Source organism: Burkholderia sp. E168m22 (assembly GCF_001319805.1).
Taxonomy (GTDB): Bacteria; Pseudomonadota; Gammaproteobacteria; order Burkholderiales; family Burkholderiaceae; genus Burkholderia; species Burkholderia orbicola.
The window spans coordinates 19,036-34,607 of the sequence record NZ_BBSK01000097.1 but is presented as its reverse complement, the minus strand read 5'-3'; the positions used below and the strand labels follow the sequence as shown (position 1 = coordinate 34,607).

The 15,572-nt window shown below is 69.3% G+C and carries 14 protein-coding genes; 6 read left to right on the top strand and 8 right to left on the bottom strand.

What is annotated here, in order from left to right:
• Positions 1-223 precede the first annotated feature (223 nt).
• The 4 genes from AP428_RS21995 to AP428_RS21980 are packed head-to-tail and all read right to left on the bottom strand — an operon-like array spanning position 224 to position 3,586.
• Positions 224-871, bottom strand: a complete 648-nt coding sequence (locus tag AP428_RS21995; protein WP_011548024.1) for an isochorismatase family protein — start codon at positions 869-871, stop codon at positions 224-226.
• Between the two features lie 19 nt (positions 872-890).
• Positions 891-1,931 carry a hypothetical protein gene (locus tag AP428_RS21990; protein ID WP_011694696.1) on the bottom strand — a complete coding sequence of 347 codons (1,041 nt, stop codon included), beginning with the start codon at positions 1,929-1,931 and terminating at the stop codon, positions 891-893.
• A gap of 44 nt (positions 1,932-1,975) precedes the next feature.
• Positions 1,976-2,806, bottom strand: coding sequence for an alpha/beta fold hydrolase (locus tag AP428_RS21985; protein WP_011548022.1), 831 nt, complete (start codon positions 2,804-2,806; stop codon positions 1,976-1,978).
• Positions 2,807-2,833: 27 nt separating this feature from the next.
• Entirely contained in the window at positions 2,834-3,586 is a 753-nt protein-coding gene (locus AP428_RS21980; RefSeq protein ID WP_006483547.1) for an Asp/Glu racemase, read from the bottom strand.
• 298 nt (positions 3,587-3,884) lie between these two features.
• Between AP428_RS21980 and AP428_RS21975 the strand changes: the two genes are divergently transcribed.
• The 4 genes from AP428_RS21975 to AP428_RS21960 all read left to right on the top strand — a co-directional run bounded on the left by AP428_RS21975 (position 3,885) and on the right by AP428_RS21960 (position 8,697).
• Complete coding sequence (locus AP428_RS21975; RefSeq protein WP_011548021.1) at positions 3,885-5,042, top strand: FAD-dependent monooxygenase; 1,158 nt, start codon at positions 3,885-3,887, stop codon at positions 5,040-5,042.
• Between the two features lie 184 nt (positions 5,043-5,226).
• Positions 5,227-5,730, top strand: a complete 504-nt coding sequence (locus AP428_RS21970) for a (2Fe-2S)-binding protein (RefSeq protein ID WP_011548020.1) — start codon at positions 5,227-5,229, stop codon at positions 5,728-5,730.
• Positions 5,720-8,140, top strand: a complete 2,421-nt coding sequence (locus AP428_RS21965) for a c-type cytochrome (protein ID WP_011548019.1) — start codon at positions 5,720-5,722, stop codon at positions 8,138-8,140. Before AP428_RS21970 ends, AP428_RS21965 begins: the two co-directional genes overlap by 11 nt.
• A 224-nt stretch (positions 8,141-8,364) precedes the next feature.
• On the top strand, positions 8,365-8,697 hold the full coding sequence (locus AP428_RS21960; RefSeq protein WP_011548018.1) for a hypothetical protein: 333 nt from the start codon (positions 8,365-8,367) through the stop codon (positions 8,695-8,697).
• A 115-nt stretch (positions 8,698-8,812) separates the two neighbouring features.
• Here the strand turns inward: AP428_RS21960 and mmsB are convergent, their stop codons facing one another.
• From mmsB to AP428_RS21945, 3 genes are all read right to left on the bottom strand, one after another.
• Complete coding sequence (gene mmsB, locus AP428_RS21955; protein WP_011694697.1) at positions 8,813-9,703, bottom strand: 3-hydroxyisobutyrate dehydrogenase; 891 nt, start codon at positions 9,701-9,703, stop codon at positions 8,813-8,815.
• A 14-nt stretch (positions 9,704-9,717) separates the two neighbouring features.
• A complete protein-coding gene (locus AP428_RS21950; protein WP_011548016.1) occupies positions 9,718-11,244 on the bottom strand; it encodes a CoA-acylating methylmalonate-semialdehyde dehydrogenase in 1,527 nt (508 codons plus the stop codon).
• A 111-nt stretch (positions 11,245-11,355) separates the two neighbouring features.
• The gene (locus AP428_RS21945; RefSeq protein WP_011548015.1) at positions 11,356-12,675 is read right to left on the bottom strand and encodes an MFS transporter; all 1,320 of its coding nucleotides are present in this window, start codon (positions 12,673-12,675) and stop codon (positions 11,356-11,358) included.
• Between the two features lie 158 nt (positions 12,676-12,833).
• On the opposite strand from AP428_RS21945, the gene AP428_RS21940 reads away from it, so the two are divergent.
• Together AP428_RS21940 and AP428_RS21935 are read left to right on the top strand one after the other, a co-directional pair.
• A complete protein-coding gene (locus tag AP428_RS21940) occupies positions 12,834-13,793 on the top strand; it encodes a LysR family transcriptional regulator (protein WP_011548014.1) in 960 nt (319 codons plus the stop codon).
• Positions 13,794-13,875: 82 nt separating this feature from the next.
• Complete coding sequence (locus tag AP428_RS21935) at positions 13,876-14,667, top strand: hypothetical protein (protein ID WP_011548013.1); 792 nt, start codon at positions 13,876-13,878, stop codon at positions 14,665-14,667.
• Between the two features lie 67 nt (positions 14,668-14,734).
• Here AP428_RS21935 and AP428_RS21930 read toward each other — a convergent pair whose 3' ends face one another.
• A complete protein-coding gene (locus AP428_RS21930) occupies positions 14,735-15,457 on the bottom strand; it encodes a haloacid dehalogenase type II (protein WP_041489403.1) in 723 nt (240 codons plus the stop codon).
• Positions 15,458-15,572: the final 115 nt, after the last annotated feature.

Below are 15,572 nucleotides of genomic sequence, written 5' to 3'. Positions count from 1 at the left end.
GATCCTGTCGAGGAAGGCGCGGCCGGTGCCCGGCCACGACGAAGGCGGCGTGCGGGCAGCGCGCGGCGCACGCGAGACGGCGGCAAGCCGCGGCGCGGCGGCGCATGCGGTCAATCTAGGTCGCCAAAACCGCAGCGTCAATGGCGCGCGGGTGCGGGCGTAGCCACCGCTCACGCCGCCCGAACCGCCCGAACCGCCGGAGCCACCCGCGCGCCGTGGCAGTTCAGCGTGCCTGCACGGCATCGATTGCCGCGATCGCATCGTCGAGCGGCATCACGGCCGCATATTTCTGCTGCATGTCGAACAGGTTCGCGTCGTGCGGCGCGATCGCGCGATCGCCGACGCAATCGGCGAGCACGAGCGGGCGAAACCCGTGCGACATCGCGTCGACGACGCTCGCGCGCACGCAGCCGCTCGTCACGGCGCCCGCGACGAGCAGCGTCTGCACCGCGCGCTGCGCGAGCCACGGCGCGAGCTGCGTGCCGAAGAACGCGGACGGCACGGTCTTGCGCACGACGAGTTCGCCCGGCGCCGGCGTGAGCTCGGGCACGATCGCGCTGTTCGGATGATGCTCGGTCAGCGTCGCCATGCCGGGCACCTTCAGCGAAAACACGTTGTCGTCGCTGCCGTCGTCCGCATACACGATGCGGCTGTGCGCGACCGGCCAGCCGCGTTCGCGGGCGAGCGCGAGCGCCTTCGTCGTGCGCGCGATCGCCGGCGCGATGTTGCCGCCGCCGAACGTCGCGGGATCGGCGAAGCCGACCACGAAATCGACGATCAGCAGTCCAATGTTGCCGTGCGGCGGAAGCGGCGTGCCGAAACCCTGCTGGCGATACACGTTCGCTTCGGCGTGACGGGAAAGATCGTTCATGGTGTCGGGGGCTCGTCGGTCAGGCGGGTTGATCGGTCACGCGGCCTTCGCGCACGACGGTCTCGCCGTCGAGCTCGACCGTGCAGCGGCGCAGCGGGATGTCGATATGACAGGTGGTCGTGCGGCTGCCGCCGCCTTCGTTGTTCGGGCCTAGCGAGAACAGGAAGTTGCCCTCGAACGCGCGCGCGTCCATTCCGATCGTCGCCTCGCGGTCGTACAGCCCGAGCGTCGACCAGCGCGCGCGCGGCTGCAGCCCCCAGCCGATATGCGAGATCGCATAGCCTTCGGGGTCGGCGAACGTTTCCATGTAGTCGCGCAGCAGGTCGGCGTCGACGCCGCCTTCGATACGCGTCGCATAGCCGCCTTCGACGGTCAGCGCGATCGGCTCGCGCACGTAGTGCTTCTGCGGCAGCAGAATGTCGCCGCGGTCGATCACGATCGTGCCGCGCGCGGTGCGATCGTTCGGATAGGTCAGCGCGAAGCCGCTCGGCCAGTGGTCCCAGCGGCCCGGTGCGTCGACGAAGCCGTATTCGGCGGTCGGCGGAAACTCACCGAGCGGGCACACGAGCGCGGTGCCGGCCGCCGAACTCACGCGCATCTCGCGGGCCGCGGCGATTTTCTTCGCCGCGGCGAGCACGCGCGTGCGGTCGGCCAGGGTCGGCACCATTCGTACCAGCACTTCGGGCGGTTCGACCGCGAGCAGGATCTTCGTGCCGGACTTCAGGATGTCGTGCTGTTCGGGCGAGAACAGCAGCGTCATCAGGTCGAGCACGAGGTCGCTCTCGCGCAGCGCGGCGATCGCGGCCTTGTTGCCGGTCAGCGGCGTCGTGCCGAGGTAGGCGAGCGGGTCGCGGCTGAACGCCTTGTCGCCGTTGACGGGCGGCAGGTCGAGCCGGTTGACGATCGCACCCAGCGATTGCGTCGCGATCAGCGCGCACGACAGCGTCTGCGGATGGGTGGCCGCGCTCGTCAGGATCGTGACGGTCTGGCCCGGCTCGAGGCGCGACAGCGTGAGGACCTGCTTCCACGCGTCGATCAGTTGGGTATCGCTGACTGGCATCGTCGGCTCCGGTAAAGGCGTGAAGGAAAGGGCGGGCGCCGCGCTCAGGCCGCGAGCGGCGCGCCGAGGAAGTCGCCGAACGCCGCGTAGAAACCCGCCGCGTTGTCCCACGGGATCATGTGGCCGGCGTCGGGCACGCGCACGTGCTGCATCGTCGGCGTCGCGCGCTGCAGCTCGGCGACGTCGTCGTCGCGCACCACGTCGCCGCGCTCGGCCGTGATCAGCAGCGACGGCACGGCCAGTTGCGCGGCATCCGCGTGGAAATCGTCGGTGTGGAAGCCTTCGTACGATGCGCGCACCGCGCGTTCGTCGCAGGTATGCAGCCATTCGGCGCGCAACTGCAGCTCGGCATCGGTCCAGGTCGGGCAGAACGCGCGCATGCCTTCGGCATCGGTGCCGGCGCGCGCGAGCGCCATCGAGTCGATGTACCACGGCAGCTTGCCCGGATAGTCGCGGCGGTTCGGGCCCGACACGGGCGGATCGACCAGCACGACCGACGCGAGCCCGCGGATGCCGCGACGGGCCGCGCGCGCGGCGATGCGCGCGCCCATCGAATGGCCGACGAGGCTCGTGCGCGGCAAATCGAGCGCGGCGACGAGCGCCGCGACGTCGTCTGCCTGCGCATCGAGGCCGTAGTCGAGCGACGGCGACGCGTCCGACAGCCCGCGGCCGCGCACGTCGAGCACGTAGGTGTCGAACGCCGCGCCGAATACTTCGCCGACGAAGCCCCACGTGATCGCGGGGCTCGTGATGCCGGGAATCAGCACGATCGCCGGGCGCGCCGCGCGTGCGCCGGTCGCGCCGCCGTAGCGCAGATAGTGCTGGCGGATGCCGTTGGCGCGGACGTTCGCGCCGTACAGGAAAGTCGAGGACATGGGATGGCTCCGAAGTAGCGGTGGCGCTCAGTACGCGCCGGACAGCAGCGCGCCGGCGCCCGGCACGACCGGTTCGAGATCGAGCTCGCGCAGCATCGCGTAGGTGGTCGCGATCGCCGCGGTGATCACCGGCTTGCCCGTCATCGCCTCGACCTTCGCGACGGCCGGCAGCGACGGCATCTGCACGCATGCGGACAGCACGATCGCATCGGCGTCCTGGTACGGCAGCGTCTTCACGATGTCGGGCAGGCGCGCCGGATCGTGGCGGCCCACGTCGAGGTTGTCGGGGATCTCCAGCGCGCGGTACGCGAGCACGTCGAAGCCTTCGTTGCGGATGTAGTCGACCACCAGCTCGGTGAGCGGCAGCATGTACGGCGCGACGACGACGATGCGCTTCGCGCCGATCACCTTCAGCGCGTCGACGAGCGCACCCGCGCTCGTCAGCACCGGCGCCTGCGCACCGTTGTCGGCCGTGTGCTTCGTGAGGCGCGCCTGCGACACGCGGTGATAACCGTGACCCATCGCCATGATCGCGACGAGGCACGCGTAGCCGAGCACGTCGACGCGTGCATCGCTCAGTTCCACCGCGCAGCGGTCGGATTCGGCGTCCATCGCCGCGAGTTCTTCCTTGACGACCTTCTTCATCCGCATCCGGCTCGAGTGATACGTGAAGCGCTCGGGCCGGATCGCTTCGCGCAGCCGCAGCATCGCCGGGATCTCGGTCTCCATCGTCGTGTTGGAACTCGGCACGATCTGGCCGATGCGGTAGGTCTTGCTCATGACGGGAGGCTCCGTGTCGGTAAGGAGGGGGCGGCACGCTGGCGCGGGATCGCCGGATGTTGGGCAAAGTCTAGTGTGTACATTTGAAAATGGCAATGGATCAAAATTACGTCTGCCATGGGTAGATTGTTTGTGTGTATGGATTTCGGGAGATTTATTGGTGCTTTCCCGGAGACGTCGGCATCGATCAATAATCTGCTTGTCCTGAATAAATTGAGTGTGTACGCTAAATAAACGCCATTCAATCCGCCCGCCCTGGCGCCGCGTTCGGCAATGGGCCCACGATCAGGAGATCCGCATGAGCAAACCCCGTATCGCAATCATCGGCGCCGGTCTCGGCGGCACGGCCGCTGCCGCGCTGCTGCAGCGCGGCGGTTACGACGTCGCGCTGTACGAGCAGGCGCCCGCGTTCTCGCGTCTCGGCGCGGGCATCCATCTCGGCCCGAACGTGATGAAGATCATGCGGCGCATCGGCTGCGAGGACGCGCTGGAAACGATGGGTTCGCATCCGGATTTCTGGTACAGCCGCGACTGGCGCACGGCCGACGTGCTGTCGCGGATTCCGCTCGGCGACTACGCGCGCAAGGCCTACGGCGCGAGCTACCTGACCGTGCATCGCGGCGATTTCCATGCGCTGATGACGCAGGCGGTGACGCCCGGCACGATCCGCTTCGGCAAGAAGCTCGCGGCGGTGGAGGACACGGGCAGCGATGTGCGCCTCACATTTACCGACGGCAGCATCGAGACGGCCGACATCGCGATCGGCGCGGACGGCGTGAATTCGCGGCTGCGCGAGCACCTGCTCGGTGCGGAACCGCCGCGCTACACCGGTTATGTCGCGCACCGCGCGGTGTTCCCGGCCGCGCTGCTCGGCAACAAGCCGTACGACATGTGCGTGAAGTGGTGGTCGGAGGATCGCCACATGATGGTCTACTACGTGACCGAGAAGCGCGACGAGTACTACTACGTGACGGGCGTGCCGCAGGCCGAATGGCCCGAGGGCGTGTCGATGGTCGACAGCAGCCGCGACGAGATGCGCGAAGCGTTCGCCGGTTTCCACGCTGACATCCAGCATCTGATCGACGTGTCGCCGTCGATCACCAAATGGCCGCTGCTCGAACGCGATCCGCTGCCGTTGTGGAGCCGCGGCCGGCTCGTGCTACTCGGCGACGCGTGCCATCCGATGAAGCCGCACATGGCGCAGGGCGCCGCGATGGCGATCGAGGATGCCGCGATGCTCGCGCGCTGTCTCGACGAAGTCGGCGTAGGCGATTACGCGGGCGCGTTCGCGCTGTACGAGGCGAACCGCGCGGCACGCGCGTCGAAGGTGCAGCTCGTGTCGCACAACAACACGTGGCTGCGCACCAACGAGGACCCGTCGTGGGTATTCGGTTACGACGTGTTCGACGTGCCGCTCGAAGCGCCGTCGCGCAGCAGTGTGGCGGCCGTGGCCTGACGCGCGGCGCCCGCGCCGGCCGGCGCTTTGCATCCGCTTTGCAGCCGCTGCGCCGGCGCGGGAATCGATGCGCGGCAACGCGCATTTCGGCGTGTTATATGTCAGGCGCGCCGGCAGGCGCCAGCCGGCGGCCCGTGCCCGCGCCGGCCGACGCCGGCCCGCCCGCCGTATTCCGGATCCCTTCATGTCCCATCCCGCTTCTCCGTCGCGGCCGCTGGCGTTTCGCGTGAACGGCACGCCGCACACCTTCGCCGACGCCGCGCCCGACGCGCCGCTGCTGCTGGTCCTGCGCAACGACTGCGCGCTCAACGGCCCGAAGTACGGCTGCGGGCTCGGGCAGTGCGGCGCGTGCACGGTGCTCGTCGACGGGCAGGCCACGCGTTCGTGCGTCGTGCCGGCCGCCGCCGCGCACGGGCGCGACGTCACGACGCTGGAAGGGCTCGGGTCGTGCGACGCGCCGCATGCGATCCAGCGCGCGTTCATCGACGAGCAGGCCGCGCAATGCGGTTACTGCCTGAACGGCATGATCATGAGCACGAAGGCGCTGCTCGACCGCCACCCCGCGCCCGACGATGCGGCGATCCGGGACGCGTTGCGTTTCAACCTGTGCCGTTGCGGCACGCATCTGGAGATCATCCGCGCGGTGCATCGCGCCGCACGCTATCTGCGAGGCGGCGATGAAGCCTGACGCAGGTCCGCCGATGGCGCCGGCGTGTGTGGCGGAACCCGCGCCGCACGATGACGCGGCCGCCGCCGCCGCGCCGCCGCACCGCGCACGCTACGCCTGGCCGATCGGCGATGCGCGCACGCCTGCATCGTTCGATATCGAAACGCGGACCGCGCCCGACGGCAGGATGACCACGTGGCGCTATCGCGCGCAGGCGGTCGGCTCAGCCACGAACGATGCTCGCGGAGCCGCGGCACGCGCTGATTCCGGCGCCGCATCGCCGTTCGTCTACCGGCACGCGCAGACGTCGATCGAGCTGGCCGATGCCGATGGCGCGATTCCCGGTCACGCGCACGTCTTTGCCCGCGAATCCTTCGTCGACGAACTCGCGGGAGCGTTGCGGCGCGACCCGGTCGCGTTGCGGTTGCAACATCTGGATGCCGCGCGGGACGCAGGGCCGCGCGAAACGATCCGGATGGTCACCGAACGCGCCGCCTGGGGCGTGCCGGTTGCGTCGCGGGCGAACGCGGCGTCGCGTGTCAGCGGTCGCGGCTTCGCCTTCGATGGCGAGCCGGTCGATGCGCGCGCAGTCGCATCCGCATCCGGCGACGATGCCGACCGTCACGGCGATCCGCACTGGTCCGCGTGGGTCGTGGATCTCGAGGTCGACCGTGCGACCGGCGACGTCTCGGTGCGGCGCGTCGTGGCCGGGCAAGGCAGCGGCGAGCCGGGCGACGCGTCGCTGGCCGGCCTGCCCGCATGGCAGATCGAGGCCGCGATTTCCCGCGTAATGGGCGCACGGTTGTCCGCGCGGCCCGCGCACGACGAGACCGATGCCGATGCGCGGCCCGACGCGATCGCACACGAGCTGGTTGCCTTCGACGCCGCCGCGCATCGCGCGCATGGCGACCTGTCCGGATACGATGCGCGGCGAGTCGAGCAGGCGGCCGCGCCGGCCGCGGCTGCCATCGCCAACGCGCTGTACGACGCGACGGGCGTGCGTTTTCGCGCGCCGCCGTTCGATGCGGCGCACATTCGCGCCGCGCTCGCGCAACCGGTGCCGGCCGATGCCACCGACAGGCCGCACGCGGCCCCGCGCCGCGCATCGCGCTGGCGCCGCTGGCTGGCCGGCGGCGGCGCGGGCGGCGTGGTCGGCGGGCTGATCGGGCTGGCGTGCGCGATCCTGCCGGGCCCGGCGCCGATCGCACCGCTCGGGCCTGTTGCGCCCGGTGGCGCGGACGGCGCGATGTGGAGCGCGGCCATGCTCGAACGCGGCCGCCTCGTCGCGCTCGCCGGCGATTGCGCGGTGTGCCACACGGCGCCCGGCGGCGCGACCAATGCGGGCGGGCTCGCGCTCGATACGCCGTTCGGCACGATCTACACGACGAACCTCACGCCCGATCCGGAAACCGGCATCGGCAACTGGTCGTATCCGGCGTTCGCCCGTGCGATGCGCGAAGGCATCTCGCGCGACGGCTCACACCTGTACCCGGCGTTCCCGTACACCGCATTCGCGAAGCTGAGCGAGCCCGACCTGCTCGCGCTCTATGCGTACCTGATGTCGCAGCCGCCGGTGAAGCACGTGCCGCCGCGGACGAATCTGCCGTTTCCGCTCGATCAGCGGCGTCTGGTGGCCGGCTGGAACTGGCTGTTTCACGACGCGCGGCCGTTTGCGCCGGACCCGGCGCGCTCGGCGATGTGGAATCGCGGCAAGTATCTGGTCGACGGCGCCGGGCACTGTGGCGCCTGCCACACGCCGCGCAACGCGCTCGGTGCGGAGAAGGGCGGCCTCGCGTACCTGTCGGGCGGCGAAGCGGAAGGCTGGGTCGCGCCGCCGCTCGTCGCGTCGCCGGCTTCGCCCGTGCCGTGGACCGAAGGCGCGCTGTTCGACTATCTGCGTACCGGGTTCTCGGCACAGCACGGCGTCGCGGCCGGGCCGATGGCGCCGGTCGTCGCGGGGCTCGCGGCGCTGCCCGAATCCGACGTGCGGGCGATCGCGCATTATCTGGCGTCGCTGTCGCCGCCCGTCGATGCGGCAATCGCCGCGGTTGCGGCCGACCGCCAGGCACGCGGCGCGGAAACCATCGCGACGCTCGGCCTCGAGAACGGCCGCCGCGCGTTCGACGCGGCGTGCGCGGTGTGTCATGCGGAATCGGGCGGCGTCGGACATTTCGGCGTGCGGCCGCTGATGGGACTCAACACGAGCGTGAGCCAGTCGACGCCGGACAATCTGCTGCGCGTGCTGCACCACGGGATCGACCAGCCGGCCACCGACCGGCTCGGCTACATGCCGGGCTTCGGCGATGCCTTCGACGATCGGCAGATGGCCGAGCTTGCCGCCTACATTCGCGCACGCTACGCACCGGGGCAGCCGGCGTGGCGCAACCTCGCGGAAGCATCCGCGCGAATCCGTCAGGCGGGTGCACATTGACCGTCGCGCCGGCGTGAGCGGCCGCGCCGGCGGGCATGCCGGGCGAAATGACCTGACGGATGAAAACGATGGCCGGCGACGGCTGTAATTCTTGCCAGATTCGGCCATCGTTTAACCATTCGAAACAATGTGTTCACCGAAAGGGGCATGATCTCCGGCGATCGAGCAGGCATACTGTCGCCTATGTTGCTCAATGCACGTCGACTGACGTGCGCCTGCCCTCCATGTCCATTCCAGTCTCTTTTCGAACCCTGCGATGGTTGACCATTGCGGCTGCTGCATGCTTGCTCGCCGCGTGTTCGACTGCTTCCGACGTGACCGCGACGTCGAACCCGAACGTGTACACCGTGACGACGCGCACGGTCGGCGTGTCGACGACGTGGGCCGACGCCCACGAGAAGGCCGTCAACGAAGCCACCAATTACTGCACGCAGCGCGGGATGCGCGCCAGCGTGAAGCAGGAATCGCTGACCGGCGGCCGCCGCGTCGACGCACGCTCCGAACTCGCGTTCGAGTGTCATCCGACCTTCGAGACGGCGTCGAACCCGCGCGGTTGACCGACCGGCGGCATGATGACGCCGCCCGCGTTTTTCTTCCCCCGCCTGCAAACCGACCCGCGATGCCGTTCCGGCCCATCGCGGGTCGACGCACGTCCGGCGTCGGCCGGGCGAATCAGGCCGGCTGCGCCTCGTACAGCTTCACGCACGCGGAGAAGTCGAGCGTGCCGAGCCCCTGCTGGCTCATCGACTGATACAACTGCTGCGCGAGCGCGCCCATCCAGACCGGCTGATGCGCGCTGCGTGCGGCTTCGGTCGCGAGACCGAGATCCTTCAGCATCAGGTTCGCCGCGAAGCCGCCCGCATAGCCGCGCGCGGCCGGCGCGGTGTCGCTCACGCCCGGATACGGGTTGTACGTGTCCGAACTCCAGCAGCGGCCGGTCGACGTGTTGATGATGCCGGCCAGCACGGTTGGATCGATGCCGAGCGCGGCGCCGAGCGCCATCGCTTCCGATACGCCCATCATCGAGATGCCGAGCAGCAGGTTGTTGCAGATCTTCGCGATCTGCCCGGTGCCGGTGCCGCCGCAGTGCACGACGTTCTTGCCCATGTCGAGCAGCACCGGGCGGATGCGCTCGAACAGCGCGCCATCGGCGCCGACCATGAAGGTCAGCGTGCCGGCCTGCGCGCCGCCGGTGCCACCCGACACGGGCGCGTCGGCGAGCGGGAAGTCGCGCTGCGCGGCGGCGTCGGCCACCGCGCGCACGGTGCCCGGATCGATCGTGCTGCAGTCGATCAGCGTCGCGCCGCCGCGTGCGCCGGCCAGCACGCCGTCGTCGCCGAGGTAGACGGCGCGCACGTGCTGCGCGGCCGGCAGCATCGTGATGATCAACGAGCCGCGCGCGGCGGCGTCACGCGGCGACGTCGCCGCCGCCGCGCCGGCGCGCACCGCGGCGTCGACCGCATGCGCGTCGAGGTCGAACACCGTCAGCGCGTGGCCGGCCTTGAGCAGGTTGGCGGCCATCGGGCCACCCATGTTGCCGAGTCCGATGAAGGCGATTTCCATGTGCGGGCCCTCGCTCAACGCAGCGCGATCGTCGTGTTCACGCCGCCGGCCGTCGCGTCGTCGTCGAACCAGCGCGCGGTGACCGTCTTGGTCTGCGTGTAGAACTGCACGACCTGCTTGCCGTACGGGCCGAGATCGCCGAGCTTCGAGCCGCGCGAACCGGTGAAGCTGAAGTAGGGCACCGGCACCGGGATCGGGATGTTGATGCCGACCTGGCCGACGTCGATCTCGCTCTGGAACTTGCGCGCCGCCGCGCCGCTCTGCGTGAACAGGCCCACGCCGTTGCCCATCGGGTTGCGGTTGACGAGCGCGATCGCGTCGTCGAGCGTGTCGGCTTCCATCACGACCACCACCGGCCCGAAAATTTCTTCCGTGTAGATCGACATGTCGGCCGTCACGCCCGAGAAGATCGTCGGGCCGACGAAGTTGCCGTGCTCGTAGCCGGGCACCTTCACGTCGCGGCCGTCGAGCAGCAGTGTCGCGCCTTCCTTCACGCCGGCGTCGATCAGCGACAGGATGCGTGCCTTCGCCGCCTTCGACACGACCGGGCCGACGTCGGTGCCGGCTTCGGCGCCCGCGTTCACCTTCAGCGCTTTCGCCTTGTCGACGAGATCGGGCAGCCAGTCGCGCGCCTTGCCGACCAGCACGACGACGGAGGTCGCCATGCAGCGCTGGCCGGCCGCGCCGAAGCCCGCGCCGACCAGCGCGTTGATCGACTGCTCGCGGTGCGCATCGGGCAGCACGACCGCGTGGTTCTTCGCGCCCATCATCGACTGCACGCGCTTGCCGTGCTGGCTGCCGAGGTTGTACACGTGCGTGCCGACGCGCGTCGAGCCGACGAACGAGATCGCCTTGATGTCCGGGTGCGTGCACAGGCGGTCGACCACCGTCTTGCCGCCGTGCACGACGTTCAGCACGCCTGGCGGCACACCGGCCTCGAGCGCGAGCTCGACGAGCTGCATCGTCGACAGCGGGTCCTGCTCGGACGGCTTCAGCACGAACGTGTTGCCGCACACGATCGCCATCGGGAACATCCACAGCGGAATCATCCCGGGGAAATTGAACGGCGTGATGCCGGCGCACACGCCGATCGGCTGGCGCAGCGTGTAGGTATCGACGCCGCCCGCGACGTTCTCCGCGAATTCGCCTTGCTGCAGCGTGCCGATCGAGCACGCGTGCTCGACCACTTCGAGGCCGCGGAAGATGTCGCCCTGCGCGTCCGGCAGCGTCTTGCCTTGCTCGGCCGTCAGCGTGTGCGCGATCCGTTCGAGATTGCGGCGCACGAGATCCTGGAACTTCAGCATGATGCGCAGCCGCGCGCCGATCGGCGTCGTCTTCCAGGTCTGGAATGCGCGCTGCGCGGACGCGATCGCGGCATCGACCTCGTCGAGCGTCGCATACGGCACGCGGCCGATAACTTCCTGCGTCGCGGGGTTGACGATGTCGCCCCACTCGGTGCTGTGCGATTCGACGAACGTGCCGTCGATCAGCAGCTTGGCGGTGGGCAGGGCGAGGGTGGTCTGGGGAACTGCGGCGTTCATGGAACTCTCCGGGGAAACGATGTGCGATGACGAAAGGGGCCCTGCGTCCGCCACGCGCGCAGGCGCGGCGGGCGACAGGACGAACTGAAGAGCGAATGCCGGCCGGCGTGCTCAGGCGCGCGCCGGGCGCATCAATGCGGTACACACGAGGGCGAACACGCCGAAGCCGACGAGGTACGCGATCACGTAGTGCGGCTGGCCGCCGCCGGCCTTGAGCAGCGACGTCGCGATCATCGGCGCGAAACCGCCGCCGATCACGCCGGCCAGCTGCACCGACAGCGAGATGCCGCTGTAGCGGATTTCCGCCGGGAACTGCTGCGCGAACAGCAGCGATTCCGGCGCATAGAGGATCGGGAACACGACGCCGAGGCCGAGCACGATCGCCCACCATGCGGTCGAAGTCTGCTGCGTGCCGAGCATCATGAAGAACGGTGCGGCGAACGCGCACATCAGCACGAGGCCGATCGCGAACATCCGGCGCTGCCCGATGCGGTCGCTCAGATGCCCGCACAGCGGCATCGTGACGAGCGACAGCGCCGCGCCGGCCGTGATCGCGTGCAGCATCTCGGCCTTCGGCAGGTGCAGCTGCTGCGTCGCGTAAGCGAGCGCGAACGTGACGACCATGTAGAACCAGGTGTTCTCGGCGGCGCGTGCGCCGACGATCGTCAGCACCTCGCGCGGATGGCGGCGCAGCGCGGCCGTCACCGGCGATTTCTCGGCCTTGCCCTGGCGCTGTATCTTCTCGAAGTCGGGCGATTCCGGCACCTTCGCGCGGATGAACCAGCCGAGGCCGACGAGCGCGATGCTCGCGAGGAACGGCACGCGCCAGCCCCACGACAGCATGTCGGCTTCCGGCAGCGCGGCCACCGCGGCCATCGCCACCGACGACAGGATCAGGCCGAGCCCGACGCCCGTCTGCGGCAGGCTGCCGAACAGCCCCTTGCGGCCCTTCGGCGCGTGCTCGACGGCCATCAGCACCGCGCCGCCCCATTCGCCGCCCACCGCCATGCCCTGCAGGAAGCGCATCGCGATCAGGAGCGCGGCGGCCCAGTAGCCGATGCTGTCGTACGACGGGATCAGCCCGATGATCATGCTCGGCACGCCCATCAGCAGCAGCGTGATCATCAGCATCGACTTGCGGCCGATGCGGTCGCCGAAGTGGCCGAACACGATGCCGCCCATCGGCCGCCCGATGAAGCCGACCGCGAACGTGCCGAACGCGGCGAGCGTGCCGACGACCGGGTCCAGCGACGGGAAGAAGATGCGGTTGAACACGAGCGCGGCGGCCGTGCCGTACAGGAAGAAGTCGTACCACTCGATCGTGGTGCCGGCCATGCTGGCCCAGCCGGCCAGCAGGTAGTGCTTCGCGGTGCGCTCGGGCGCCGGCGTCGCGATGGTCGCATGCTCATCGAGGGTGGATCGGGTCTGCATGGTGTCTCCGGTTTTATTGCCCGCGGCTCATGGTCCGCAGGTCACGGTCGAGTATAGTTATGCGCAGATTCATGATGTACCGATAAAGAAACCGGTTGGATATGCATTTATGCACATCGACGGCCGGCCCGGAGACGCCCGCCTTTTTTCCCTCGCCGATGCGACATGCCACCGAGCCGGTTTCCGGCAACCTGAACTGGGACGACCTGCGCTTTTTCCTCGAAGTCGCGCGCACGCAGCGCGCGAGCGGCGCCGCGAAGCGGCTCGGGGTCGACTACACGACCGTCGCGCGGCGCATCCGCGCGCTCGAGGCCGCGATGGGCACGCTGCTGTTCGACAAGTCGCGCTCGGGCGGCTTCACGCTGACGGCCGAAGGGCAACGGCTCGTCGCGTATGCGGACGCGATGGAGACGACCGTGCAATCCGCGTGCGATCAGGTCGCGAACACCGGCGAGGCGCTGTCGGGCCACGTGCGGATCGGGTCGACCGAAGGGTTCGGCTGCTTTTTCCTCGCCCCGCAGCTCGCGCGGTTCCGCGCCGCGCATCCGCACGTGACGGTCGACCTGCTGCCGGTGCCGCATTTCGTCAACCTGCCCAAGCGCGAGGCCGATCTCGCGATCACGCTCGAACGGCCCGAGCGCGGGCCTTACGTGGTCACGAAGCTGTGCGACTACCAGTTGCGGCTCTATGCGACGCACGACTATCTGGCGACCCACCCGCCGATCACGTGCACCGACGATCTCGCGCGGCACGCGTTCATCAGCTACGTCGACGATCTCGCGTTCAGTAACGAACTGCTGTACCTGGACCGCGCGGTGCCCGGCGCGACGGCGGGCTTGCGCACGACCAGCGTGATCGCGCAGGTTTTCGCGGCGCTGCAGGGTGGCGGCCTGGCGATCCTGCCGTGCTTCATGGCGGCCACGCAGCCGGCGCTGGTGCCCGTGCTGCCGAACGACGTGGTCGTCACGCGGTGTTTCTGGCTGACGTGCCGCGAGGATCTGCGCAAGCTGCGGCGCGTGACCGCGCTGTGGGACTACCTGCGCGCGGCGGCAGACGCGAATCGCGCGTTGCTGTCGGGGGAATCGGCTACGCTGCGCTTCGTCGGCGAGCCGGAGTAGCGGTCGACGGGCGGTGCGCGACGATTGATCTGGATGACAACACGGCCGGCGGCGATTCGACCGGCCAGCGGGGAGAGGGCAGATGGCTTTGACGCATGCGGGCAAGGTTTTCGTGGTGTGCGTGGTGGTATTCGGCGTGGTCGCTTACTGGCTCGCGTCGCGCATGGTGCGCCGCCAGACGGGCGGCAAGCGTGGGGCCGGCGGCGCGGTCGCGTTCTGGTGGCTCGTGTGTTTTTGCCTGGTGTCGCTGTCGTTCCCGTTCGCGTACTGGATCGGCGACGAGCTCTACGCACTGGCGGTGTCGCCGACATACGAAGCGACCGTCGTGTCCTACCAGTCCGAGTGGGACACCTGCGAGCGCCGCGACAGCTCGGGACGAACCTCGTCGTACCGGTGCATCAAGTACACGTCGATCCTGGAAGCCGTGATGCCGGATGGCGAACGTATCACGCTACCGGGCAACATTCGCTCGGGCGCCGTGCCCGACATCGGCGAGAAGGTCGATGTCGTGTTGCCGCAGGGCGCCCATCAGTGGCACGAGCGCAGCCTGCGCAGTATCGGGCTGCTGGCCGGCGGCACGGTGATGGTCGCGATCATCGGGTATTTCGTCTACCTGATCGCGGCGTACGGTGCCGGGAAGAAGATCGACGGCGCGGCCCGCTTCGGCGTGGCGGCGGTGCTGAACGGGCTCGTGCCGCTCGGCGCGCTGCTGATGGAAGTTGCATTCCTCAGCGTGCCGTATCGCTACTGGGCGCAAGGCAATCCGGAACAGTGGCCCGTGTGGGTGCTGGCACTCTGCCTGCTGTTCGCGCTGGCGCTGCTGCCGTTGCTGCTCGTCTACGCGCGAACCGCATGGCGGGCGGTCGTGAAGTAACGGCGGCGCGGCATGCCTGTACCGCGCCTCGCGATCGCGGCGCGGGGGCCGGCCGCGCCGCAGGCCTTCAACGCGGGCAGCCCAGCCGATCCGCCAATTCGTTCAGGTCCCTGACGTCGAAATCCCACGCATCGTCGGCTTGCAGGTCGGTCGTCTGGCCGGGCCCGTGCTCGGTCGGCCGCAGCACGAACGCGGTCGACAGCCCGAGCCGGCGCGCGGCGCCAAGATCGCCGTTGTGCGCGGCCACCAGGCACAGCTCGGCCGGCGCGAGGCCGAGAATCTCGACCGCTTCGGTGTAGACCGCCGGCGACGGCTTGTACGCGCGGGCGACCTCGGCGCCGAGAATCGCGTCCCACGGCAGCCCGCCATGCTTCGCGACGTCGACCATCAGCCGGATATTGCCGTTGGACAGCGGCGCGATGATGTAGCGCTGCTTCAGCCGGTGCAGCCCGGCGACGGCATCCGGCCACGGATCGAGCCGATGCCACGCGAGATTGAGCGCGTCGATGTCGGCCTCCGGCACGTCGACGATCCCGAAGCGGTCGAGCGTGCGCACCAGGTTCTCGCGATGCAGCACGTCGAGCCGCACGTAACGGCGGCGTCCGCTGCGGATTTCTTCCATCGACGGCGAATACTCGGCGCGCCACGCATCGGCGAACGCGAACGGGTCGAGTGTCGGCGCGTGGCGATCCAGGAACGCGGCGGTGCCGCGCGCGACACCGCTTCTCCAGTCGACGATCGTTCCGAAGACATCGAAAACGAGCGCCTTGATTTCGGCAGGGTTCGTCATGGTGATCCAGTGAAGGTCGTTCGATGAGGGTTCACATCGCCGTGCCGCCGGATGGCGCGGCGCCGGTTCGATCGACATTGAATCACGGATACGAAAACGCGGCCGGGGAGGCCGC

Coding starts and splice junctions, on each gene's coding strand:
- AP428_RS21975 (WP_011548021.1), top strand. CDS start 3,885: ATGAGCAAACCCCGTATCGCAATCATCGGCGCCGGTCTCGGCGGCACG.
- AP428_RS21980 (WP_006483547.1), bottom strand. CDS start 3,586: ATGAGCAAGACCTACCGCATCGGCCAGATCGTGCCGAGTTCCAACACG.
- AP428_RS21945 (WP_011548015.1), bottom strand. CDS start 12,675: ATGCAGACCCGATCCACCCTCGATGAGCATGCGACCATCGCGACGCCG.
- AP428_RS21990 (WP_011694696.1), bottom strand. CDS start 1,931: ATGCCAGTCAGCGATACCCAACTGATCGACGCGTGGAAGCAGGTCCTC.
- AP428_RS21940 (WP_011548014.1), top strand. CDS start 12,834: ATGCGACATGCCACCGAGCCGGTTTCCGGCAACCTGAACTGGGACGAC.
- AP428_RS21960 (WP_011548018.1), top strand. CDS start 8,365: ATGTCCATTCCAGTCTCTTTTCGAACCCTGCGATGGTTGACCATTGCG.
- AP428_RS21985 (WP_011548022.1), bottom strand. CDS start 2,806: ATGTCCTCGACTTTCCTGTACGGCGCGAACGTCCGCGCCAACGGCATC.
- AP428_RS21935 (WP_011548013.1), top strand. CDS start 13,876: ATGGCTTTGACGCATGCGGGCAAGGTTTTCGTGGTGTGCGTGGTGGTA.
- AP428_RS21930 (WP_041489403.1), bottom strand. CDS start 15,457: ATGACGAACCCTGCCGAAATCAAGGCGCTCGTTTTCGATGTCTTCGGA.
- AP428_RS21965 (WP_011548019.1), top strand. CDS start 5,720: ATGAAGCCTGACGCAGGTCCGCCGATGGCGCCGGCGTGTGTGGCGGAA.
- AP428_RS21950 (WP_011548016.1), bottom strand. CDS start 11,244: ATGAACGCCGCAGTTCCCCAGACCACCCTCGCCCTGCCCACCGCCAAG.
- AP428_RS21995 (WP_011548024.1), bottom strand. CDS start 871: ATGAACGATCTTTCCCGTCACGCCGAAGCGAACGTGTATCGCCAGCAG.
- mmsB (WP_011694697.1), bottom strand. CDS start 9,703: ATGGAAATCGCCTTCATCGGACTCGGCAACATGGGTGGCCCGATGGCC.
- AP428_RS21970 (WP_011548020.1), top strand. CDS start 5,227: ATGTCCCATCCCGCTTCTCCGTCGCGGCCGCTGGCGTTTCGCGTGAAC.